This window comes from Streptomyces thermovulgaris, assembly GCF_002155915.1.
Lineage (GTDB): Bacteria > Actinomycetota > Actinomycetes > Streptomycetales > Streptomycetaceae > Streptomyces > Streptomyces thermovulgaris.
Genome location: NZ_MUME01000111.1, coordinates 1 through 20488 on the forward strand (window position 1 = coordinate 1; position 20488 = coordinate 20488).

The following is a 20488-nucleotide window of genomic DNA, read 5'->3' on the forward strand; positions in this document are numbered from 1 at the left end:
CCCTTCTTCCGTCCCCCGGCCCGGTTCTTCCGCTCCCCGCCGAGATGTTGCGCACACGAGCGCCCTATGGCTCGAACTGGCACGAGATGCCACCATGGAAGGGATCCGGGGACGCCGTCAGGGCGCCTCGAGATGACGAAGGAGCCGTTGCCATGACGCAGCTTTCGGCTGCCCAGACGAAGCCCTCCGACGGCAGGACGCTGTACGGAGGAAAGGGCACCCGCCGCATCACCGTCCGCGACATCGCTTCCGCCAAGGAACGTGGCGAGAAGTGGCCCATGCTCACCGCCTACGACGCCATGACCGCCTCCGTCTTCGACGAGGCCGGCATCCCGGTGATCCTGGTGGGCGACTCCGCGGGCAACTGCCACCTCGGGTACGACACGACCGTACCCGTCACCCTCGACGAGATGACCATGCTGTCCGCCGCGGTCGTACGGGGCACGCGCCGCGCCCTGATCGTCGGCGACCTCCCCTTCGGTTCCTACCAGGAAGGGCCCGCGCAGGCGCTGCGCTCGGCGACCCGCCTGATCAAGGAGGCGGGCGTGGGCGCCGTGAAGCTGGAGGGCGGCGAGCGGTCGCACGCGCAGATCCGGCTTCTGACGGAGTCCGGCATCCCGGTCATGGCCCACGTCGGTCTGACCCCGCAGTCCGTCAACGCCATGGGCTACCGCGTCCAGGGGCGCGGCGAGGAGGCGGCGGCACAGCTGCTGCGGGACGCCAAGGCCGTGCAGGACGCGGGAGCGTTCGCGGTCGTGCTGGAGCTGGTGCCGGCGGAGCTGGCGGCCGAGGTGACGCGTGCGCTGCACATCCCGACGGTCGGCATCGGGGCCGGACCGCACACGGACGCGCAGGTGCTGGTGTGGACCGACATGCTCGGGCTGACGGCCGGGCGTGTGCCGAGGTTCGTCAAGAAGTACGCCGATCTGCGCACGGTCATGAGCGACGCGGCCAGGGCGTTCGCGGAGGACGTGGTCGCAGGAACGTTCCCTCAGGAGGAGCACTCGGTCCACTGAGCCACTGCGGTACCAGAGGGCGGCCCCACCGGTCCTCCCCCGCCGGCGGGGCCGCCCCCCTTTTTTTTGTCGTTTTTTGTCGTTCTCCTCCGCCGTCGTGCCCCCTCCCGGGCGGCGGCCGCGGTGCCCGTCGGGGGCCTGTCGGTGCCGGCGGCGGACTGTCGGTGGTTTGTCGGCGGGCTGTCGACGGCGCCTGGAACCGTTCCCGACATGACGCTGAACGACACAAAACCCCATGCCGTGACCGTGCGGGGGCTGGTCAAGCACTACGGCGAGACCAGGGCGCTGGACGGTGTGGACCTGGAGGTGCGCGAGGGCACCGTGATGGGTGTGCTCGGGCCGAACGGGGCGGGCAAGACCACGCTCGTCCGCATTCTGTCCACCCTGCTGCTCCCGGACGCCGGCCAGGCCGTCGTCGCCGGCTACGACGTCGTACGGCAGCCCCGGAAGCTGCGCCGGGTGATCGGACTCACCGGGCAGTACGCCTCCGTCGACGAGAAGCTGTCCGGCTGGGAGAACCTGTATCTGATCGGCCGCCTGCTCGACCTGTCCCGCAAGAAGGCCCGCGCCCGCGCCGACGAGATGCTGGAGCGGTTCTCGCTCACCGAGGCCGCGCGGCGGCCGGCGCGGACGTACTCCGGCGGCATGCGGCGGCGGCTGGACCTGGCCGCCTCGATGATCGGGCGCCCCGCCGTCCTCTACCTGGACGAGCCGACCACGGGACTCGACCCCCGGACCCGCAACGAGGTGTGGGACGAGGTCAGGGCGATGGTCGGGGACGGGGTCACCGTCCTGCTGACCACCCAGTACATGGAGGAGGCCGAGCAGCTGGCCTCCGAGCTGACCGTCATCGACCGCGGCAAGGTGGTCGCCGGCGGGGCCATCGAGGAGCTCAAGGCGAAGGTCGGCGGACGCACCCTGCGGGTGCGGCCGGCCGATCCGCTGCAGCTGCACCCGCTGGCCCGAAAGCTCGACGAGCTGGGCGTCACCGGGCTCGGCACGACGACCGTGGACACCGAGACCGGCTCCCTGCTGGTGCCGATCCTCGGCGACGAGCAGCTGACCACCGTGGTCGGCGCGATCACCGCGCACGGCGCCACGATCTCCTCCCTCACCACCGAACTGCCCAGCCTGGACGAGGTGTTCCTGGCCCTCACCGGCCATCGCGCCAGTGCCCCGCAGGACACCCGGCCCGCCGACTCCCTTGAGGAGGCCGCCGTATGAGCACCCATCCGTCGCCCACCCCCCTGAACGAGGCACCGCGCACCGCCCCTTCGAAGGCCACCGCGACCGCCGCCGTCCCGGCGGCCGCCGATCCCGGGGGCGACGCCCGGATCCCGCTGCGCGCCCATCTGCGGCACACCGGCGCGCTGATCCGCCGCAATCTGCTGTGGATCCGGCAGGACCCGGAGTCGATGTCCGACGCGCTTCTGTTCCCGGTGGTCTTCACCCTGCTGTTCGTGTACGTCTTCGGCGGCTCGATCGGGCAGTCGCTGGGCGGCGGACGGGAGCAGTACGTGCAGTACATCGTGCCCGGCCTGCTGGCCATGCTGGGGCTGAGCATGGCCCAGGGCGTGGGCATCGGCTTCAACCAGGACTTCAACTCCGGTGTGATGGACCGTTTCCGGTCCCTGCCGATCGGGCGCGGCTCGGTGCTGTTCGCCAAGATCCTCGTGGAGCTGCTGCGGATGCTGCTCGCGACGACCATCCTCCTGGTCGTCGGCGTCCTCGTCGGCTTCGACGTCGAGAACTGGCCCGGTCTGCTCGCCGCCGTGGGACTGTCCGCGGTGTTCGGCACGGCGCTGATGTGGGTGTTCCTCGCCCTCGGTGTGCTGATGAAGAACGTGCAGGCCGTGCAGGCGGTGGGTTTCCTGGTGCTGATGCCGCTGCAGTTCGGCTCGTCCATCTTCGTGCCGCCCGGGACGATGCCGGGCTGGCTGCGGACCTTCACCGAGTACAACCCGCTGTCCGCCCTCGCGGACGCCGCGCGCGGGCTGATGACGCACGGCCCGGTCGCGCACGGCCTGTGGCTGACGCTGGCCTGGTCGGTGGGGCTCACCGCGGTGATGGCGCCGGTCGCGATCCACGCCTTCCGCACCAAGACCTGACCGTACGGCTCCGGCCGCGGGATCAGACCAGGGCGGCGGCCTCCTGCAGGGTGAGTCCGCCGCCCTCCGCGTACGCGGCCTGGTACGCCTCCTCGCCGAGCACGGGCCGGAGGCGGGCGACCGCCCGCTCGTAAATGTGGCGTTCCAGGGCGTTGCGGACGTGCCGGGGCGGCAGCAGGGCGTCGGCGGCGCCGAGGCAGCGGGCGGCGTCCCGGGCACGGCGTCCGCCGTCCGCACCGGCGACGGCCAGGGCGCCGATGGTCAGATACACCGAGCGCATATGGGGCGCGATGGCCTGGGCCAGCGGGTTCTGGGCCCGCTCCAGTGCCCGGCGGGTCTTGTCCAGGGCGTCCTCGTGGCGGCCGTCGGCCACCTCCAGCCAGGCCTCCGCACCGAGGATGAAGGCGTCGAAGAAGACGAAGTGCGCGACATTGCACTCCTCGCGCAGCAGCCGCAGTTGCTCCCGTCCCTCGGTGATACGGCCGGTCATGCCGAGCCAGCCGGCGAGGACGACACGGGCGGCGGGCATGGCCTCGTCGTGGCCGCCCTCGCCCTGCTCGATGACCTCGCGCAGCAGCCGCTCGCCCTGTTCGGCCTCGCCCGCCTCCAGCAGGGCGCTGCCGAGGCGGACGTTGAGCAGGGTGATCTGGGCGTGGGCGCCGAGACGTTCGGCGTACTCGACGGCCTCCCGGTAGTCGGCGGCGGCCTCCCGGTGGGCGCCGGTGCGCTCATGCGCCTCCGCCCGCGCGGCGAGCGCCTCGGCGGCGCCCCAGGCGTCCCCGAGGCGGCGGAAGATCTCCAGGGACTCGTCGGCGTCCCGGCGCGCCTCCTCGGCCCCGTCGGCGCGGTTGGCCAGCAGGTCGGCGCGCCACCGGAGGCAGTGGGCGAGCTCCCACTCGAATCCCGGGGTGCTGCGGCAGGTACGGACGGCGGCGTCGCCGATCTCGTGCAGACGCCGCACATCACCGGTCATCATCACCGCGAAGAGCCAGAGCATCCCCGGGCTGCGGCAGGTCTGCGGCATCCCGGGCTCGTAGACCTCGGTGATGGTGCGCAGTTTGCGCTGCGCCTCCGGGGACTGCCAGGCCTCCAGCTCGGTGTCCATGCAGGCGAGGTGGATGAGGTGCAGACCGCGGCGGGCCTCGGCGAGGACCTCGCCGGTCATCGGCGGCGGGGCGTCCGTGCACCGATGCCAGACCGGGGCGGCACGCCGGACCGGCTCGGCGAAGGGGTCGGGGCCGAGCGCCATGACCTCCTCGCACCAGGTGCGGGCCTCGATGCGCACCTCGCGCATGTACCAGTACGTGGAGAGCGACAGGACCAGGCACAGCCCCTCCTGCTCGTCGCGTGCGGCGACGGCATGGCGCAGAGCGGTGCGCAGGTTCTCGTACTCCTGCTCGAACCTCTCGATGGCGGCGCGCTGACGGGGGCCGCGCAGCAACGGCTCGGTGGTACGGGCGAGTTCGCGGTAGTACGTCAGATGGGCGCGCTCGGTCTCCGCACGAGCCCCGGCCTCGTCGAGCCGTTCGGCGGCGTACTCGGCGACGGTCTCCAGCAGCCGGTAGCGCATCCCGCCGTCGGCGGTGGGGGCGGCCACCACGAGGGACTTGTCGACGAGGGAGGCCAGGGCGTCGAAGGCGGCGGGCCCGCACACGGCCTCGGCGGCGGCGAGGTCGCAGCCGCCGGCGAAGACGGACAGCCGGCTCAGCACGTCCCGCTCGTCCTCGTCCAGCAGGTCCCAGGACCAGTCGACGACGGCCCGCAGGGTCTGCTGGCGGGGCAGGACGGTACGGCTGCCGGAGGTGAGCAGGCGGAAGCGGTCGTCGAGCCGGTCGGCGATCTGGCGCGGGGTGAGCATCCGCAGCCGGGCGGCGGCGAGTTCGATGGCCAGCGGCAGGCCGTCCAGGCGCCGGCAGATCTCGGCGCAGGCGGCGGCGGTGTCCTCGTCGGCGTCGACGCGGAAACCGGGCCGTACGGCGGCCCCCCGGTCGGCGAGCAGCCGCAGCGCGGCCGGCTCGGGCAGCGGTTCGACCGGCCGCAGCACCTCGCCCGGTACACCGAGCGGCTCCCGGCTGGTGGCCAGGACGGTGAGGTGCGGGCAGCGGGCGAGCAGCTCCTCGGCGAGACGGGCCGCCGCGTCGACGACGTGCTCGCAGTTGTCGAGCAGGAGCAGCATGCGGCGCCGCGCGCAGTGCTCGACCAGCCGCTCGACCGGGTCGTCGTGCCGGTCGGCGACCGCGGCCCGCATCTCCTCGGCCCCGGCGCCGTACAGCACGGTCTCGCGGGCTCCCACGGCGGTGAGCACGGCCTCGGGCACGGCGTTGTCGTCGTCGACGGGAGCGAGTTCGGCCAGCCACACCCCGTCCGGCATCGCCGGCCGCAGGGTCTCCGCGGCCTCCTGCGACAGCCGGGTCTTCCCGGACCCGCCGGGTCCCAGCAGCGTCACCAGCCGCGCGGCCCTGAGGTCGGCGTGGATCGCCTCGATGTCGCTCTCGCGGCCGACGAAGGAGGTGAGCCGGGCGCGGAGGTTGCCGAGGGGCCGGGAGGCGGGCACGGCGGGGTGCTCCGGCCCTCCCCCGGCGGCGGTGCGGGCCGCCGCGGAAGGGCCGGCCGCGGGTGCCGCCGCGGGAGGGATCACGGCGGAGGCCGCGGGAGGACCGGAGAGCGCCACCGGGGCTGCGGATCCGCCGGCGGGCGCCCCGGACGCCCCGCCGGCCCCCGGCCCGGGCGTGCCGTCGGCGCCGAAGCCGTGTGCCCCGCCGGGGCGGTGCGCGATGCCGCCGGCCCCTGCACGGGCGTCCGGTCCGTCCCACCCGTCCGGCCGCAGCAGTTCCTCGTGCAGCGCGCGCAGCTCGGGGCCGGGGTCCGAGCCCAGCCGGTCGGCCAGCAGACGCCGTACGTCCTCGTAGGCGGCCAGGGCCTGAGCGGCGCGGCCCGTGTCGCGCAGGGCACGCAGACGGAGGGCCTGGAGGGATTCGTCCAGGGGGTGGGTGTCGCACAGGGCGGTCAGCTCGGGCAGGGCCTGCTCGGCGTGGCCGAGGGCGAGGGCGGCGGTGAGCCGGGCCCGGCGCACGTCCAGATGGCGGGTGTTCCAGCGGGCCTCCTCGGCGGCGCGGTCGGGCAGGTCGGCGAGGACGGGGCCGCGCCACAGGGCGAGGGCGTCGTCGAGGACGGCGGCGGCCTTGGCGGGGTCGCCGTCGGCCAGTGCGCGCAGCCCCTCGCCCGCCAGCCGTTCGAAGCGGTGCAGGTCGATGTCGTCCGCGGCGGCGGTGAGCCGGTAGCCGCCCTCCGCCGAGGCCACCGCGTCGGCGCCCAGCGTCCGGCGCAGCCGCCCCACCAGCGCCTGGAGCGCGCCCGTGGCGTCGGCGGGCGGGTCGCCGTTCCACACCTCGTCGACCAGGACGCTCACCGGCACGGTCCGGCCGGGCCGCAGGGCGAGCACGGTCAGCAGGGCACGCAGCCGCGCCCCGCCGACCGGAACGGGGGTGCCGTCGGGGCGGAGCGCCTGAGTGGTGCCGAGGACGCGGTAACGCACGGGGTCCATTGTCTCCGTCGGCCTCACGGCCGGTCACGGGGCGCGACCGGCGCGGCGTCCGGCACGTCCAGGGCGACGAGGACCCCGGTCGTGCCGCGGTGCCGGCGGGACCCCGGCTCCGCCGGGAGCTCCTCGTGGCCGAACCGCTCCGGGCAGCTGTCGACGGCCTCCAGGGACGCCTCGTCGGGCGTGGGGACGAAGGTGCGCGAGCCCGGCCCGGTCTCCTCGTACACCCGGTGTACCAGCCGGATCGCGCGGACCCGGCCCGTGATCCCGGACTCCGCGTCGCCGTGCTGCTCGACCAGCAGCATCCCGTCGTACTTCTCCTTGCTCTCTTCGTTCTTCTTGCTGTCGTTCTTCTTGCTGTCCTTGTCGCGGCCCTCACCCAGCACGTCCTCCGGGTCCACGGGCAGCACCGGCCAGCTCACCTCCTCCCCCACCGAGAACGGCCTGCCGCAGCACTCCATCTGCCAGTTCTCGTAGAACACCCAGCGCACTGCCATGCCCCCACCCTCCATGGAACCGGCGCCCGGGCGCGAGGCGTTTTCCCCGTGCGTTCCCGTGCGCCCCGGGCGCCCGGTACGGTCGAGCCCGCCCCACCCGACGTGCTTCAGGAGTCCTCCGCCATGACCACCGCCGCCACCCGTCACAGCGACCGACGGATCAGCCCCGTCTTCCTCGGGATCCTGGCCGTCGCCGCGGTCACGGGCTGGGCCACCTGGACCGGATACGCCCAGCAGCCGGGCGTGGCGGTGTTCCTGTTCGTGACCTCGGCCTGGGTCGTCTCGCTGTGCCTGCACGAGTACGCGCACGCGCGCACCGCGCTGCACAGCGGTGACCTCACGATCGGCGCCAAGGGCTACCTGACGCTGAACCCCCTGAAGTACACGCACGCCCTGCTGAGCATCGTGCTCCCGGTCCTGTTCGTGATCATGGGCGGGATCGGTCTGCCGGGCGGTGCCGTGTTCATCGAGCGCGACCGGATCCGGGGCCGCTGGCGGCACAGTCTGATCTCGGCGGCGGGGCCGCTGACGAACGTCCTGTTCGCGCTCGTGTGCACGGCCCCGTTCTGGCTGGACGCGCTGGACGGCGTGCCCGCCGGCTTCCGGTTCGCGCTGGCCTTCCTCGCGCTGCTCCAGGTGACGGCCGCCATCCTGAACTTCCTGCCGGTGCCGGGCCTGGACGGCTACGGCGTGATCGAGCCCTGGCTGTCACCCAGGATCAAGCGCCAGGTGGAGCCGTTCGCCCCGTTCGGCCTGCTGTTCGTCTTCGCGCTGCTGTGGGTGCCGGCGCTCAACGGCGCGTTCTTCGACGTGATCGACTTCATCCTGCGCCGTCTCGGCATCGGCGCCCTGGACCAGTACTGCGGGTACGACCTGTACCGGTTCTGGCAGGACACCCACGAGCTCTGCTCGGTCAGCCGCTGACGGACCGGCTCTGCCGCATCCGCTCGCGGCGGGCGTAGTACCAGGTCATGTTGGACGACAGACCCGCCAGCAGCACCCACACGATCCCCAGCCAGCTGCCCTTGACGAAGGAGACGACGGCCGCGGCCACGGCCAGCAGGCAGACGATCAGGGTGCAGAGGGCGATGCGGGGCATGACGGTCGACTCCTGTCGGATCCTGTCGGGTACGTGCGGGGGACACCGGAAGGTCCGGGACTTCCGGGTCCCAGTGTCCCCCATCGGCTCATACGTCCGTGATACGGAGTCCCGCGTGCGCCTTGTAGCGCCGGTTGACCGAGATCAGGTTCGCGACCAGGGCCTCCACCTGGTGGGCGTTGCGCAGCCGTCCGGCGTAGACGCCGCGCATGCCGGGGATGCGGCCGGCCAGCGCCTGGACCGTCTCCACGTCGGCGCGCTTCTCGCCGAGGACCATGACGTCGGTGTCGATCCTCTCCAGCTCCGCATCCTGCAGCAGCACCGCGGACAGGTGGTGGAAGGCGGCGGTCACCCGTGAGTCCGGCAGCAGGGCGGCGGCCTGCTCGGCGGCGCTGCCCTCCTCGGGCTTGAGGGCGTAGGCGCCCTTCTTGTCGAAGCCGAGCGGGTTGACGCAGTCCACGACGAGCTTGCCGGCCAGCTCCTCGCGCAGGGACTCGAGGGTCTTGGCGTGCCCCTCCCAGGGCACGGCGACGATCACGACGTCACTGCGGCGGGCGGTCTCGGCGTTGTCGGCGCCCTCGACCCCGTACCCGATCTCCTCGGCCGCGGTCCGCGCGCGCTCGGCGGCCCGGGAGCCGATGATCACCTTCTGCCCGGCCCGGGCGAACCGGTAGGCCAGTCCCCTGCCCTGCGGCCCGGTCCCGCCGAGCACGCCGACGACCAGGCCGGAGACGTCGGGAAGGTCCCAGGGGTCCTTGGCGGGGGCCTTGTGTGCACTGTTGCTGCTGGAGGTCATGCGTCGACTCTACGTCCCCGGTACGGGTGAATTCCGGTCGAAGTCCCGGCCACCGGTTCCCGGGTGCGGCAGGCTGCGCGCCCATGGACGCCGTACGGGTCGCGTTGCTGCGTGAGGTGCTCGCCGGGACCGAGTGGCTGGGGGCCACACGACGGTTCGCGGGGGTGCTGCGGGGGTCGGTGGTGTCGTACGGGGGCGGGCTGCTGCTCGTGGGCACACCGCGGTACGAGCCCTGGCACCTGGCGGCCCACCTGGTGGACGAGGCCGCCTGGTCGGGCACCCCGGAGCTGGCCCCGACGCTCGTACGGCACACCGTCCGCCCCTCCGGCCCGGCCCACCTGTCCGTCGGGCTCGGCCGGCTGGAGGCGGCCCGGCGGGGCGAGACGCTGCTCGTCGTGGCCCCCGAGGAGCCCGCGCCGCTCCTGGAGCGGGTGCACGAGGCCCGGCGGGCCGGGGCGACGGTGCTGGCCCTCGGCGCCGGCGGGGGTGAGCTGGAGTCGATGGCGCACGAGACGCTGGCGGTGCCGGAGGGCTCCGAGCTGGACCTGGACACCGTCCAGCACCTGGTGAGCGCGGCGGCCGGGGAGAACTCGATGCCGGCACCGCGGGGACGCGGCCGCTTCCGGGACCGCCTGTCACGGCTGACGGACCACCTGACGGCACCGCCGCCTCCGCACTGGTAGGGCCGTCGGCGCCCGGTGCCGGTGTCCGGTGCCGCGCGGAGAGCCGTCCGCCCGGCCCGGTCAGTCCTCGCCGTTCTCTCAGTCCTCGCTCTTAGTCCTTGTTGCCCTCGTCGTCCTCGGGGTCGTGCCAGCGGGGATCGTTCTCCCACTGGAGGTTGCGCTCGCGGGCGGTCTCCATCGCGTTGCGGGCCTCCTCCCGGGAGACGTACGGCCCGAACCGGTTCTTGGCGGGGCACTCGGGCCCCTCCTCGACCTTCTTGTGCTCCAGGCAGTAGAACCACTCGCCCGGCTTTCCCACGGTCCGCTTCTTGAACAGGGCCATGACCAGCTCCTCTCGCCAGGGACATGTTCCCGCATCGCCCCCGTTAGACTCGCGAACATGTCTGGCCAGTCGCTGCTTGTCCCCGGGAAGCTGTCCCCGCCCCGTTCCGTGCCCGGACACATCCGCCGTCCGGAGTACGTCGGCAAGTCCGCGCCGAAGCCGTACACCGGGCCGGAGGTGCAGACGCCGGAGACGATCGAGGCGATGCGGATCGCCGGGCGGATCGCCGCGCAGGCGCTGGAGGAGACGGCCAAGCACATCAAGCCGGGCGTGACCACGGACGAGCTGGACCGGGTGGCGCACGAGTTCCTGTGCGACCACGGCGCCTATCCCTCGACGCTGGGCTACCGGGGCTTTCCCAAGTCGCTGTGCACCTCGATCAACGAGGTGATCTGCCACGGCATCCCGGACTCGACGGTGCTGCGGGACGGCGACATCATCAACCTGGACGTGACGGCGTACATCGGCGGGGTCCACGGCGACAACAACGCGACCTACCTGGTCGGCGACGTGGACGAGGAGAGCCGCCTGCTGGTGGAACGCACCCGTGAGGCGCTGAACCGCGCGATCAAGGCGGTCCGCCCGGGCCGGCAGATCAATGTCATCGGCCGGGTCATCGAGTCGTACGCGAAGCGCTTCGGCTACGGCGTGGTCCGTGACTTCACCGGTCACGGCATCAACACGTCGTTCCACTCCGGGCTGATCATCCCGCACTACGACAGCCCGCACGCGACGACGGTCATGCAGCCGGGGATGACCTTCACCATCGAGCCCATGCTGACGCTGGGCACCCACGAGTACGACATCTGGGACGACGGCTGGACGGTCGTCACCAAGGACCGCAAGCGCACCGCCCAGTTCGAGCACACCCTGGTGGTGACGAACACGGGCGCGGAGATCCTGACGCTGCCGTAGGCACCGCACGCCCCGGCGAGAGCCCGCTCTCCTCGGAGGGCGGGCTTTTTTCATACCCGCCTCAACCTTTTCGCCCTTTTACGTCTCGCACGCGCAGTAGGCCACCTTTCGGCCTAAAGTTTTACCGACAGACTGTCGGCAAACCTCTTGACTTAGGTTAGCCTTACCTTAAAGGATGGCCCCATGGACCCCATGGACTCCTTCTCGACACTCATCCGCACCGCCTCCCGTGAGCAGCACACGGAGGCGGAGACCTCGACCTTCATGAGCAATCTGCTCGGCGGCCGGCTCGGTGTGGAGGCGTACGCGCGTTACACCGAGCAACTGTGGTTCGTGTACGAGGCGCTGGAGCACGGGGTCGAACGACTGGCCTCGGACCCGGTTGCGGGGCCGTTCATCCAGCCCGAACTGTTCCGGCTGGCCGCGCTGGAGCGGGACCTGACCCATCTGCGGGGGCCCGAGTGGCGGTCGACGCTCACCGCTCTGTCCGCGACCCGCACCTACGCCGACCGGGTGCGCGAGTGCGCCGAGCAGTGGCCCGCCGGCTACATAGCCCACCACTACACCCGCTACCTCGGCGACCTCTCCGGCGGCCAGATCATCCGGGACAAGGCGGAGAAGACCTGGGGCTTCCCCAAGAAGGGCGACGGGGTCCGCTTCTACGTCTTCGAGGACATCCCCAATCCGGCCGCGTTCAAGCGGCGTTACCGCGCACTGCTGGACGCCCTCCGCGTCGACGACCTGGAGAAGCAGCGGATCGTGGTCGAGTGCAAGCGGGCGTTCACCCTGAACACGGCGGTCTTCCGCGCCCTGGGCGAGGAGTTCCCCCTGTCGGCGTGACCGGCCGGCTGATCGTCGTGCTCGGCGTGGACTCACCCCGGGCACTCCCCCATCCGTACGGTCAACGGCCCGGCCGCATGCACACGCAGCGCCGGGCCGTCGTCCAGCGTCAGCACCACGGCGGGGCGGAGCACATGCGGGCATGCTTGAACCGCAGGGAGTACTGGGATTCCCCGAGGAGGCAGCTCCTGAGGCGGTGCCGGTGAACACCCTGACCGGCTCGATGCGGCTCGAACGGGAAGCCGAGGTCGCCCGGTACCGGGAATTGTTCGACGCCGCCCGCACGTTCGCTCTCTCCCCCGTGGATTCCCTCTCGGTCATCCGACGCAGGCTCAAGGAGCGCAGGACATGAAGACCGCACGCCACGGAACACCGGACCTGTCGGATGCAAAGTGGCGCAGCAGCACCTACAGCGGCGGCAACAACGAGTGCCTTGAACTCGCCCACGGAGTCCCCGCCTTCGCTCCCGTCCGCGACAGCAAGTGCCCCGCCGGGCCGGTGATCCGCTTCAGCCGCGACGCCTGGCGGGCCTTTCTCGCGCACCTGGGCTGAGGGCCACGCCCCCTGGCTCAGCGTTCCAGGATCACCCTTCCGCCGATCTCCACCCAGCCCTCCGGCTGCGGTGCCGTGAGGATCTGGGAGCCCATGCCCTGCGTGATGTTGAGGGCACGGCCCAGCTCGGCGGTCAGCAGCAGGGCCGCCGCGCCCGTGGCCTCGTCCTCCTCGATGCCGTCGTCACGGCCCGGGAAGGCCCGGGCGCGGACGCGGCCGGCGGCCTCGTCCTCCCAGGCCCAGGCGTAGGTCCACTCGCCGGGCGGGGGAACGGGAAGGGCGTCGACCTCGGCCGCGGTGGCGTACCGGCGCAGGGTGCGCGGCGGGGCCCACTCGGGCCGGGCCTCGATCCAGGTGAACTCGCCGTCCAGGCGGACGCCGACCGTTCCGGCGGGAGTGACCAGCTCCGGTACGTCCAGGAGCCAGGCCGTTCCGACGCAGGGGTGGCCGGCGAAGGGAAGGCGCCGGGTGGGGGTGTAGATGTCGATCTCGCCGCGTTCGGGGTCGTCGACGAACACCGTTTCGCTGAAGCCGAGTTTGGCGGCGAACTCCTGGCGGTCCTCCCGGGCGGGTATGAGCGAGCCGTTGCGGACGACGCCGAGTTCGTTGCCGTAGCCGCCGTTCGCCGCGCAGAACACGCGCAGCACGTCGTAGTCAGTCACCCGGGCATTCAAACACCGAAGGAGAACGCCGCAAGGCGGTACCGGCCGAACCGGCCGGTACCGCCTTGTCGTTGGGTCATGCCTGCGTATCGCGCCGCCTGCGCACCGCGAACAGCACGCCCGCGCCCGCCGCCACGGCCGCCGCGGCGGCCGTGCCCAGCGCGGTCACGGGGACGTCCGAGCCGGTGGAGGCCATGCTGCCGCCGATGCCGCCGGTGCCCCCGGTGGTCGAGCCGGTGCCGCCGGTGCCGCCCGAGCCGTCCGGCGTGCCGGAGCCGCCGCCCGAGCCGCCGTTGCCGGAGGGGAGTTCGGCGCCCTCGGTGAGGGCGACGGACAGGTCCACCGGGTCGAGCGCGGTGCCCTGGCCGTAGAAGCCGCCGAACTCCTCGGCACCGGCCGCGGTCAAAGTGGCCGTCACCTTGTTCAGGGTGATGACGTCGTCCACCGCGACGAGTGCGGTGGAGCCGGCCTTCAGCTCGGCCAGGACCACGTCCTGCGTCTTCTCGCCGAGGCGGGTGACGTCGGCGGTCAGCGTGCCGGTCCCGCGGTCGAGGACGACCCTGATGTTGCTGAGCGTGAGGTCGAGCTCGTAGCCGCCCTCGCCCGGGTGGCCCTTGAAGGTCACCGATCCCTTGAACGAGGCGGAGAGGGTGCCGGCCTTGGTGTCGTAGGTGCCGGTGGCGTCGGTGAAGGTGAAGACGCCGTTGCCGGACGCCTGGGAGGCGCCGTCCGAGGTCGTGATCCGGCCCTTGGCCACCGGGCCGACCACATAGGTACGGAAGGACTCCTTCACTCCCCAGGTCAGCCTGCCGTCGACGATGTCGCCCTCGGCCGGGGCCGGAGCGGTGGAGCCGGAGGGCTTGGAGGAGGCCGTGGGCTTGGTGCTCCGGGAGGCCGAGGCGGTGGGCTTCGGGGACGCGCTCGAGGTCTCCGACACGCTCGGCGAGGCCGACGGGGTGGGGGAGGACGAGGGCTTGGGCGAGAACGTCTCCGACTCGTCGGGCGACGGGCTCGGTGACGTCGTCTCCTGCTTCCTCACCACCGACAGCGGGTCGCCCGCCGCGCCCGCGTAGGAGGGGCTGCCGAGGAAGGCGCCGGCCTCCTCGGTCAGCGTGGTGGCGAGGTCGGTCATGTTCTGGCCGGTGGGTGCGGCGACCTCGGCGAACGGCACGTCCTGCCGGGTCTCGCCGTCGTCCTCGGTCAGGTCGGCGGTGAGGATGCCCGTCCCGCTGTCGTACCGGAAGTCGCTCAGCGTCCTCTTGAACCCGTGGCGCGTCGACTCGGCGGTGAGGGTGCCCTTGAAGGCGAGGCGCACGGTGTGGGTGGTGCGGTCGTAGGTGCCCTGGCCGTGGGTGAAGGTGAAGGCGCCGTTGTCGGCCGCCTGGGAGGCGCCGTCGGTGGTGGTGAAGGTGCCGGCCGCGTAGCGGACGACGTAGGTGCGGTACGACTCCTTGATGCCCCAGGTGAGTTCGTAACCGCTCAGCGGTGTCTCCGCCGCGGCGGCCGTCGGGGCGGCGACCAGGACGGTGGCGCCCAGAGCGGTGGCCGTGGCCATGGCCGCGACGAGCGCGAGCGGCCGTCTGCGGGGGGTGGCGAGCATGGCGTGTCTCCTTGTGACGGGTCCGGCCGGTGGGGCGGCAGCGGACGGGATCGAAGCGTGGGGTGCGGGGGTGGGACGGAAGGATCAGGAGCCGGACGGTCCGGTGGAGGAACCGTCCTCAGCGGTGCCGGACGCCGGCCGGGTGCGGTGCCTGCGGACGGCCACCGTGCCGACCGCGGCCGCCGCCAGCACGCCCGCCGCGGTGAGGGCGAGGGGCAGGGCCGGGCTGCTGTCGTCCGCGGTGGTCGCGACGGGTTCCGTCGAGGCCCGCGGCGCGGCCGTCGTGGCCGTCGGGGCGGGTGAGGGGGAGGTGTCGGCGACGCTGCCCAGGTCGGGAAGGGCCGGCAGGGTGGCGTCGTCGGTGAGGGCGACGGCCAGGGAGACCGGGTCCATCTCGGTGCCCGCCGGGTACATTCCGCCGAATGCCTTCGCGCCGCGGGCGGTCAGCCGGGCCGGTGCCTCCGTCAGCTTCGCCAGACCGTCGCGGGCGGTGAAGTCCTTGGCGGGGAAGGTGACCAGGGGGACCTTCCGGGCGGTGAGGCCGGGGCTCGTCACGTCGGCGTGGAGCGTGCCCCTGCCGTCCTCGACGGTGACGCGGACGGCGCTCAACTTCAGGTCCAGGCCGTGTGCGCCGGTGAAGTGCAGGGTGCCCTTGAAGGCGGCGTCGAGTTCGCCCTTGTCGTACGTTCCGCTGCCTTCCGGGAAGCGGAAGAGGGCGCCGCCGTCCTGGGCTCCGGCGGACAGGGTCCACTTGCCCCGGGCGATGTCCCCGGTGACGTACTCGCGGAAGGTGCGGCGCACGCCCCAGTCGACGGCGCCGTCCTCGATCGCCCGGTCCGAGGTCTTCTTCCTCGGCTTCTTGGACGCGGACTTGGAGGGGGCCGGCTCGGCCGACGGGGACGCCTTCGGTGCCGGGCGCACGTCCACCGCGAGGCTGACCGGGTCCAGCGCGGTACCGGCCGTGTAGTACCCGGCGAAGGACCGGGCGCCCTGGGCGGTGAGCGTGGCGGGCAGGTTGTTCAGGACGACCGTGTTGCCGCCGCCCTTCATGGTGATGCCGCCCAGGGAGAGGGTGGCGAAGGGGACTTGCGTGGACCTCGTGACGGCTCCGGTGTTCCGTGCCTTGCTGACGACGTCCACGTGGAGCGTGCCAGTGGCGCCGGTGATGCTCACGGTGGGACGGCTGAGGGTGAGGTCGAGCTGGTGTCCGCCGTCCGGCTGCCGGTGGCCGACGAAGCGGACCCCGCCCGAGAAGGTGGCGCGGAAGGCGCCCGTGGTGTCGTCGTAGGTGCCCGTCGCCGAGTGGAAGCGGAAGCCGCTGCCGCCGATGGTGGCGGCCCCGCCGGTCAGGGAGAAGCCGCCCTTGGCGACGGGCCCGGTGACATAGCTCTGGAACGAGGACTTGATGCCCCAGTCGAGCCGTCCGCCCTGCACGGGGCGGTTTGCCGCGTGTGCGGTGGCGGCCGGGAGCAGGGCGGCGGCCAGGGCCGCGGCGAGCACGGCGAGTGCCGTACGGAAGGCGATGACCAGGGCGCGGGGACGCGTGGGCATGGAAGTCCTCCGGATCCACAGCCGGTAGCGAATTAAGGTAAGGCTAACCTAAGCTATCCGGGCCGGAAGACGGCACTCCCCCGAGAGGAACGGAACCGAACCGTGCGACGCTTGCGCACACAACTGGCGGGAGCACTGGTGTCGGTGCTCGCCCTCGCCCTGACCGCGACCGGATGCCAAGGCACCACCGGGGCCTCGGACACCAGGGCCACGACGGTGGTGGACACCGTCGCCGACCGGGTCGAACCCCTGAAGGACACGGACGCGCCCCGGCTCCCCGTCACCGTCGAGTCGGCCGACGGCAGGAAGGTGACCGTCCGCAGCGCACGGCGGATCGTGCCGCTGTCGGGCAGCCTCAGCGAAATCGTGTTCACCCTGGGCCTGGGCGACCGGGTCGTCGCCCGGGACGTCACCGCCACCTTCGAACAGGCCCGGGACCTGCCGGTGGTGACCCGCAATCACGACGTATCCGCCGAGAGTGTCCTGTCGCTCGCCCCCGACCTGGTCATCGCCGAGACGACCACCGGACCGCAGGAGGCCGTGGACCAGATCCGTGCCGCGGGCGTCCCGGTGCTCGTGGTGGCCCCGGCCACCGGCCTGGACGACGTGGGGCCCCGCATCCAGGCGGTCGCCGACGCCCTCGGGGTCCCGGAGGCGGGCAGGCGTCTGACCCGGCGTTCGCAGGAGCGCATCGAGGCCGTGCGCAAGGAGATTCCGGCGCACGCCGACCGTCCCCGCGTGGCCTTCCTGTATCTGCGCGGCTCCGCCTCCGTCCATCTCATCGGCGGCGCGCAGTCGGGCGCGACCTCGCTCATCGAGGCGGCCGGAGCGGTCGACGCGGGCGCGGACTCCGGGCTGAGGAAGGACTTCACCGCCATCACCACCGAGGCGCTGGCGAAGGCCGCCCCGGACGCGATCCTCGTCATGGACAAGGGACTTCAGTCCGTCGGCGGCCTCGACGGACTGGTGAAGATCCCCGGTATCGCCCAGACTCCGGCGGGCATGGAGCGCAGGATCGTCTCGGTCGAGGACGGGGTGCTGCTCAACTACGGGCCGCGCACGGACCAGGTGCTGCGGTCGGTGGTCACCCAGCTGTACGGGGACGGTGCGCGATGACCGCGCCCGCGGTGAACGACGCGTCCGTCCAGGCATCGCCCGCCTCCGTCGTGGGCTCCGGGCGGCGCGGGATCCCCTGGGCGCTGACGGGCGGTCTGCTCCTCGCCCTGCTCGTCCTGGTGCCGGTGGCCGCGGGGCTGGGCGCGTACCCGATCCCCACCGGGGAGGTCCTGTCCTCGGTGCTGCACCGCACGGGGCTGGGCGGCACCGCACTGGACCGGGTCCCGGAGTCGGTGCTGTGGAACGTGCGCTTCCCGCGCATCGTGCTGGCGCTGCTCGTGGGCGCCTCGCTGGGCTGTGCGGGCGCGCTGATGCAGGGGGTGTTCGGCAACCCGCTGGCCGAGCCGGGCGTCATCGGCGTCTCCTCGGGCGCGGCGGTCGGCGCGGTCGCGGCCCTCGCGCTCGGGCTGAACTTCCTCGGTACCTGGACGGTGCCGGCGTTCGCCTTCGTCGCGGGACTCGGCACGGTCCTGCTGGTGTACGTCATGTCGCGCTCGGGCGGCCGTACGGAAGTGGTGACGCTGATCCTCACCGGTATCGCGGTGAACGCGTTCGCGGGCGCGCTGATCGGGCTGTTCCTGTTCTTCGCGGACTCGGCCGCGGTCAGTCAGATCACCTTCTGGCAGCTCGGCTCGCTCTCCCAGGCGACCTGGCCGAAGGTGCTGGCCGTCCTGCCGTGCGCGGTGCTCGGTCTGGGCCTGGCGCCGCTGTACAGCCGCCGGCTGGACCTGCTCTCGCTCGGTGAACGGCCGGCCCGGCACCTGGGCGTGGACGTGGAGCGGCTGCGGATCGTCCTGGTGCTGGTCATCGCGCTGCTGACGGCGGCCGCGGTGAGCGTCGCCGGGATCATCGGCTTCGTCGGCCTGGTCGTCCCCCATCTGCTGCGCCTGGTGGCCGGTCCCGGGCACCGCTTCCTGGTGCCGGGCAGCGCCCTGCTGGGCGCGCTCGTCCTGCTCGCCGCGGATCTGACGGCCCGTACCGTCGCCGCGCCCGCCGAGCTTCCGCTCGGCGTACTGACCGCGCTGATCGGCAGCCCGTTCTTCTTCTGGCTGCTGCGTCGCACCCGCCGCAGGCAAGGAGGCTGGGCTTGAGAACGCTCAGGACACGACCGGTCCCGCCGCCCCCGGCCCGCCCCGGGGACGTGCTCGCCGAGGCGGAGGCGCTGCGGGTGCGCCTGGGCGCCCGCGAGGTGCTCGCCGGGGTGGACATCACCGTCCGGGCCGGCGAGGTGCTGGCCCTGGTCGGCCCCAACGGGGCGGGGAAGTCCACCCTGTTGGGCGCGCTCGCCGCCGATCTGACGGCCACGCGGGGCACGGTACGGCTCTTCGGCCGCCCGGCCGCCGAGTGGACCGCGCCCGAACTCGCGCTGCGCCGGGCCGTGCTGCCGCAGGCGACGACGATCTCCTTCCCCTTCCCGGTCGAGGAGGTGGTGCGGATGGGCCGGGCCCCGCACGCCGCCTCCCCGGCCGAGGACGAGAAGGTCGTGGCCGGGGCGATGGCCGCCACCGAGGTGACCGCGTTCGCCGCGCGCCCCTTCTCCGCGCTCAGCGGCGGTGAACGGGCCCGGGTGGCGCTCGCCCGGGTGCTGGCCCAGCGGGCCCCGCTGCTGCTGCTCGACGAGCCGACCGCCGCGCTCGACCTGAAGCACCAGGAGCTGGTGCTGCGGCTGTGCCGGGAAAGGGCACAAGCCGGGGACGCGGTCGTCGTGGTGCTGCACGACCTGGGGCTGGCCGCCGCTTACGCGCACCGGATCGCGATTCTGTGCGCGGGCCGTGTCGCGGCCGACGGCCCGCCCGGCGAGGTCCTCTCCGAGCCCCTGCTCTCCCGGGTCTACGACCAGCCGGTCGAGGTCCTGCCGCATCCGCGGACGGGTGCGCTCCTCGTGATCCCGCGACGCGATCCCTGACGTACCCTCAGCAGGTTCTTCGGGGGCGGTTTTCGTCCGGTCCGGGGCGTGTCGGTCCAGGTCGCGGCGCGGGCGTACCGGCGTATGGCGTCCACGTCCCGCGGGAGGGTCCGCGGGAGACCGGCCGGGACCGGAGTCGGGGTGGCCGGGGTGACCGGGGTGCGGCTGATGCGGCTGGTGCACCCGGTCCCGGCCCTCATACGCTTCTTTGCCCCGATAAGGTTCGCCTCCGGGATGGGGAAAAAGGGGAAGGGGACGGTAGTCGATGAGCAGGGTTCGCGGCCCTCGGAGGCTTCGCAGGCTCGGACGTCGGACGCCGGCGGCGGTCGCGGTGACCGTGCTGTCGTTGACGGCGAGCGGGTGCGTGGTGGTGCACGGGGAGCGCGAGGTGCTTCCGGCGACCACGCCCGCGGAGGCGGCGAGGGCGCTCGAGCAGTTCACGGCCGCCTACAACAGAGCCGACAGGGCCTACGACAGTTCTCTGGACGCGGACTACGTCACCGGCGCGCTCGGCGCCATCGACGCGGCGCGGCTGAAGGCGGGCCGTGTCAACAACCCCGGCGGCAACTCCGCGCACCGGCCGCTGACGCTGACGGACGCCAGGTTCACGATTCCCAAGAAGGCGGGCTGGCCGCGCTGGTTCGTCGCCGACGCCAAGGGCAACAAGGGCGGGAACGTGCGCTGGCTGCTGGTGTTCCTGCGCTACGACCTCGGCGAGAAGTGGAAGGTGGCGTATCTGACGCTGGTGGCGCCCGGGAAGGTGCCGGAGTTCAAGAAGGACGCGGACGGGCTGGCGGAGGCCGTTCCCGCGAACACCGCCGAACTGGCGCTGGCGCCCCGTGACATGAGCCGGGCCTACGCGACGTATCTGCAGAAGGGCGGGGAGACCTTCGCACCGGGCGCGCACACCACCCGCTGGCGCGAGGTGCGCGCCAAGAACGCGAGCCGGCCGGGGCTGGCCCGGCAGTACATCGACCAGCCGATGACGGACGGTCCGTTCGCGCCCCTGGCGCTGCGCACCGCGGACGGCGGCGCGCTGGTCTTCTTCACCACCCGGCACTACGAGAAGCAGACCGCCGCCCAGGGGACCACCGTCCCCACCCCCGACAAGAACGTCCGGGCCCTGGCCACCGGTGAGATCAGGCAGTCCCTGACCATGGAGTTCATCTCCAACCAGGTGGCCCTCGCCCCTCCGCGAAGCGCGGGCGGCTCCGGCGGGTCCCAGGTGTCGGTGCTGGCCCGTGTCCAGGGGCTCACCTCGGCCCGGGGGGAGTGACGGCGGGC

At 72.7% G+C, this 20488-nt stretch carries 20 protein-coding genes and 1 pseudogene; 13 read left to right on the forward strand and 8 right to left on the reverse strand.

The window, feature by feature from the left end; translation table 11 throughout:
* Window positions 1–152 precede the first annotated feature (152 nt).
* The 3 genes from panB (at window position 153) to CCN35_RS11460 (ending at window position 3124) form a co-directional block, all read left to right on the forward strand.
* The gene (panB, locus tag CCN35_RS11450) at window positions 153–1016 is read left to right on the forward strand and encodes a 3-methyl-2-oxobutanoate hydroxymethyltransferase (RefSeq protein ID WP_067392004.1); all 864 of its coding nucleotides are present in this window, start codon (window positions 153–155) and stop codon (window positions 1014–1016) included.
* Window positions 1017–1226: 210 nt separating this feature from the next.
* A complete protein-coding gene (locus CCN35_RS11455; RefSeq protein ID WP_067392007.1) occupies window positions 1227–2240 on the forward strand; it encodes an ATP-binding cassette domain-containing protein in 1014 nt (337 codons plus the stop codon).
* Window positions 2237–3124, forward strand: coding sequence for an ABC transporter permease (locus tag CCN35_RS11460; RefSeq protein WP_079129638.1), 888 nt, complete (start codon window positions 2237–2239; stop codon window positions 3122–3124). Before CCN35_RS11455 ends, CCN35_RS11460 begins: the two co-directional genes overlap by 4 nt.
* 22 nt (window positions 3125–3146) lie before the next feature.
* On the opposite strand, the gene CCN35_RS11465 is transcribed toward CCN35_RS11460, so the two are convergent.
* Both CCN35_RS11465 and CCN35_RS11470 read right to left on the reverse strand, forming a co-directional pair.
* The gene (locus CCN35_RS11465) at window positions 3147–6668 is read right to left on the reverse strand and encodes an AfsR/SARP family transcriptional regulator (RefSeq protein ID WP_086792483.1); all 3522 of its coding nucleotides are present in this window, start codon (window positions 6666–6668) and stop codon (window positions 3147–3149) included.
* A gap of 14 nt (window positions 6669–6682) precedes the next feature.
* Window positions 6683–7162 (reverse strand): DUF6578 domain-containing protein, encoded by a 480-nt coding sequence (locus CCN35_RS11470; RefSeq protein WP_086792491.1) that lies wholly within the window; start codon window positions 7160–7162, stop codon window positions 6683–6685.
* 123 nt (window positions 7163–7285) lie between these two features.
* Here CCN35_RS11470 and CCN35_RS11475 point away from each other — a divergent pair, with 123 nt between their 5' ends.
* Window positions 7286–8086 (forward strand): site-2 protease family protein, encoded by an 801-nt coding sequence (locus CCN35_RS11475; RefSeq protein WP_086792493.1) that lies wholly within the window; start codon window positions 7286–7288, stop codon window positions 8084–8086.
* Here CCN35_RS11475 and CCN35_RS11480 read toward each other — a convergent pair.
* Both CCN35_RS11480 and npdG read right to left on the reverse strand, forming a co-directional pair.
* Window positions 8076–8261 (reverse strand): hypothetical protein, encoded by a 186-nt coding sequence (locus CCN35_RS11480; protein ID WP_086792495.1) that lies wholly within the window; start codon window positions 8259–8261, stop codon window positions 8076–8078. The genes CCN35_RS11475 and CCN35_RS11480 overlap by 11 nt on opposite strands.
* Before the next feature lie 88 nt (window positions 8262–8349).
* The gene (gene npdG / locus CCN35_RS11485) at window positions 8350–9057 is read right to left on the reverse strand and encodes an NADPH-dependent F420 reductase (RefSeq protein WP_067392017.1); all 708 of its coding nucleotides are present in this window, start codon (window positions 9055–9057) and stop codon (window positions 8350–8352) included.
* Between the two features lie 83 nt (window positions 9058–9140).
* On the opposite strand from npdG, the gene CCN35_RS11490 reads away from it, so the two are divergent.
* The gene (locus tag CCN35_RS11490) at window positions 9141–9740 is read left to right on the forward strand and encodes a hypothetical protein (protein WP_086792497.1); all 600 of its coding nucleotides are present in this window, start codon (window positions 9141–9143) and stop codon (window positions 9738–9740) included.
* Between the two features lie 91 nt (window positions 9741–9831).
* Here CCN35_RS11490 and CCN35_RS11495 read toward each other — a convergent pair whose 3' ends face one another.
* Window positions 9832–10062 carry a hypothetical protein gene (locus CCN35_RS11495; RefSeq protein WP_067392022.1) on the reverse strand — a complete coding sequence of 77 codons (231 nt, stop codon included), beginning with the start codon at window positions 10060–10062 and terminating at the stop codon, window positions 9832–9834.
* Window positions 10063–10119: 57 nt separating this feature from the next.
* Between CCN35_RS11495 and map the strand changes: the two genes are divergently transcribed.
* From map to CCN35_RS11515, 4 genes and pseudogenes are all read left to right on the forward strand, one after another.
* Complete coding sequence (map, locus tag CCN35_RS11500; protein WP_067392025.1) at window positions 10120–10977, forward strand: type I methionyl aminopeptidase; 858 nt, start codon at window positions 10120–10122, stop codon at window positions 10975–10977.
* Window positions 10978–11169: 192 nt separating this feature from the next.
* The gene (locus tag CCN35_RS11505) at window positions 11170–11817 is read left to right on the forward strand and encodes a biliverdin-producing heme oxygenase (protein ID WP_067392128.1); all 648 of its coding nucleotides are present in this window, start codon (window positions 11170–11172) and stop codon (window positions 11815–11817) included.
* A gap of 127 nt (window positions 11818–11944) precedes the next feature.
* Window positions 11945–12169, forward strand: a pseudogene (locus CCN35_RS28045) (Scr1 family TA system antitoxin-like transcriptional regulator); the annotation flags it as partial.
* On the forward strand, window positions 12166–12369 hold the full coding sequence (locus CCN35_RS11515) for a DUF397 domain-containing protein (protein ID WP_067392030.1): 204 nt from the start codon (window positions 12166–12168) through the stop codon (window positions 12367–12369). The pseudogene CCN35_RS28045 and the gene CCN35_RS11515, both read left to right, overlap by 4 nt.
* Window positions 12370–12386: 17 nt before the next feature.
* On the opposite strand, the gene CCN35_RS11520 is transcribed toward CCN35_RS11515, so the two are convergent.
* The 3 genes from CCN35_RS11520 to CCN35_RS11530 all read right to left on the reverse strand — a co-directional run bounded on the left by CCN35_RS11520 (window position 12387) and on the right by CCN35_RS11530 (window position 16182).
* Complete coding sequence (locus CCN35_RS11520; RefSeq protein ID WP_067392032.1) at window positions 12387–13031, reverse strand: PhzF family phenazine biosynthesis protein; 645 nt, start codon at window positions 13029–13031, stop codon at window positions 12387–12389.
* Window positions 13032–13107: 76 nt separating this feature from the next.
* A complete protein-coding gene (locus CCN35_RS11525) occupies window positions 13108–14631 on the reverse strand; it encodes an HtaA domain-containing protein (RefSeq protein WP_067392033.1) in 1524 nt (507 codons plus the stop codon).
* A gap of 84 nt (window positions 14632–14715) precedes the next feature.
* Window positions 14716–16182, reverse strand: a complete 1467-nt coding sequence (locus CCN35_RS11530) for an HtaA domain-containing protein (RefSeq protein WP_086792499.1) — start codon at window positions 16180–16182, stop codon at window positions 14716–14718.
* Between the two features lie 111 nt (window positions 16183–16293).
* On the opposite strand from CCN35_RS11530, the gene CCN35_RS11535 reads away from it, so the two are divergent.
* The 4 genes from CCN35_RS11535 (at window position 16294) to CCN35_RS11550 (ending at window position 20480) form a co-directional block, all read left to right on the forward strand.
* Window positions 16294–17298 carry a heme/hemin ABC transporter substrate-binding protein gene (locus tag CCN35_RS11535; RefSeq protein WP_079129640.1) on the forward strand — a complete coding sequence of 335 codons (1005 nt, stop codon included), beginning with the start codon at window positions 16294–16296 and terminating at the stop codon, window positions 17296–17298.
* Entirely contained in the window at window positions 17295–18389 is a 1095-nt protein-coding gene (locus CCN35_RS11540) for a FecCD family ABC transporter permease (protein WP_107501041.1), read from the forward strand. Before CCN35_RS11535 ends, CCN35_RS11540 begins: the two co-directional genes overlap by 4 nt.
* Window positions 18386–19204: a heme ABC transporter ATP-binding protein gene (locus tag CCN35_RS11545; RefSeq protein ID WP_079129641.1), complete on the forward strand. Its 819-nt coding sequence runs from the start codon at window positions 18386–18388 to the stop codon at window positions 19202–19204. The genes CCN35_RS11540 and CCN35_RS11545 overlap by 4 nt, the downstream gene beginning before the upstream one ends.
* Window positions 19205–19469: 265 nt before the next feature.
* Window positions 19470–20480, forward strand: coding sequence for an SCO2278 family lipoprotein (locus CCN35_RS11550; RefSeq protein WP_086792501.1), 1011 nt, complete (start codon window positions 19470–19472; stop codon window positions 20478–20480).
* The last annotated feature ends 8 nt before the right edge of the window (window positions 20481–20488 follow it).

Coding starts and splice junctions, on each gene's coding strand:
- panB (WP_067392004.1), top strand. CDS start 153: ATGACGCAGCTTTCGGCTGCCCAGACGAAGCCCTCCGACGGCAGGACG.
- CCN35_RS11455 (WP_067392007.1), top strand. CDS start 1,227: ATGACGCTGAACGACACAAAACCCCATGCCGTGACCGTGCGGGGGCTG.
- CCN35_RS11460 (WP_079129638.1), top strand. CDS start 2,237: ATGAGCACCCATCCGTCGCCCACCCCCCTGAACGAGGCACCGCGCACC.
- CCN35_RS11465 (WP_086792483.1), bottom strand. CDS start 6,668: ATGGACCCCGTGCGTTACCGCGTCCTCGGCACCACTCAGGCGCTCCGC.
- CCN35_RS11470 (WP_086792491.1), bottom strand. CDS start 7,162: ATGGCAGTGCGCTGGGTGTTCTACGAGAACTGGCAGATGGAGTGCTGC.
- CCN35_RS11475 (WP_086792493.1), top strand. CDS start 7,286: ATGACCACCGCCGCCACCCGTCACAGCGACCGACGGATCAGCCCCGTC.
- CCN35_RS11480 (WP_086792495.1), bottom strand. CDS start 8,261: ATGCCCCGCATCGCCCTCTGCACCCTGATCGTCTGCCTGCTGGCCGTG.
- npdG (WP_067392017.1), bottom strand. CDS start 9,057: ATGACCTCCAGCAGCAACAGTGCACACAAGGCCCCCGCCAAGGACCCC.
- CCN35_RS11490 (WP_086792497.1), top strand. CDS start 9,141: ATGGACGCCGTACGGGTCGCGTTGCTGCGTGAGGTGCTCGCCGGGACC.
- CCN35_RS11495 (WP_067392022.1), bottom strand. CDS start 10,062: ATGGCCCTGTTCAAGAAGCGGACCGTGGGAAAGCCGGGCGAGTGGTTC.
- map (WP_067392025.1), top strand. CDS start 10,120: ATGTCTGGCCAGTCGCTGCTTGTCCCCGGGAAGCTGTCCCCGCCCCGT.
- CCN35_RS11505 (WP_067392128.1), top strand. CDS start 11,170: ATGGACTCCTTCTCGACACTCATCCGCACCGCCTCCCGTGAGCAGCAC.
- CCN35_RS11515 (WP_067392030.1), top strand. CDS start 12,166: ATGAAGACCGCACGCCACGGAACACCGGACCTGTCGGATGCAAAGTGG.
- CCN35_RS11525 (WP_067392033.1), bottom strand. CDS start 14,631: ATGCTCGCCACCCCCCGCAGACGGCCGCTCGCGCTCGTCGCGGCCATG.
- CCN35_RS11530 (WP_086792499.1), bottom strand. CDS start 16,182: ATGCCCACGCGTCCCCGCGCCCTGGTCATCGCCTTCCGTACGGCACTC.
- CCN35_RS11540 (WP_107501041.1), top strand. CDS start 17,295: ATGACCGCGCCCGCGGTGAACGACGCGTCCGTCCAGGCATCGCCCGCC.
- CCN35_RS11550 (WP_086792501.1), top strand. CDS start 19,470: ATGAGCAGGGTTCGCGGCCCTCGGAGGCTTCGCAGGCTCGGACGTCGG.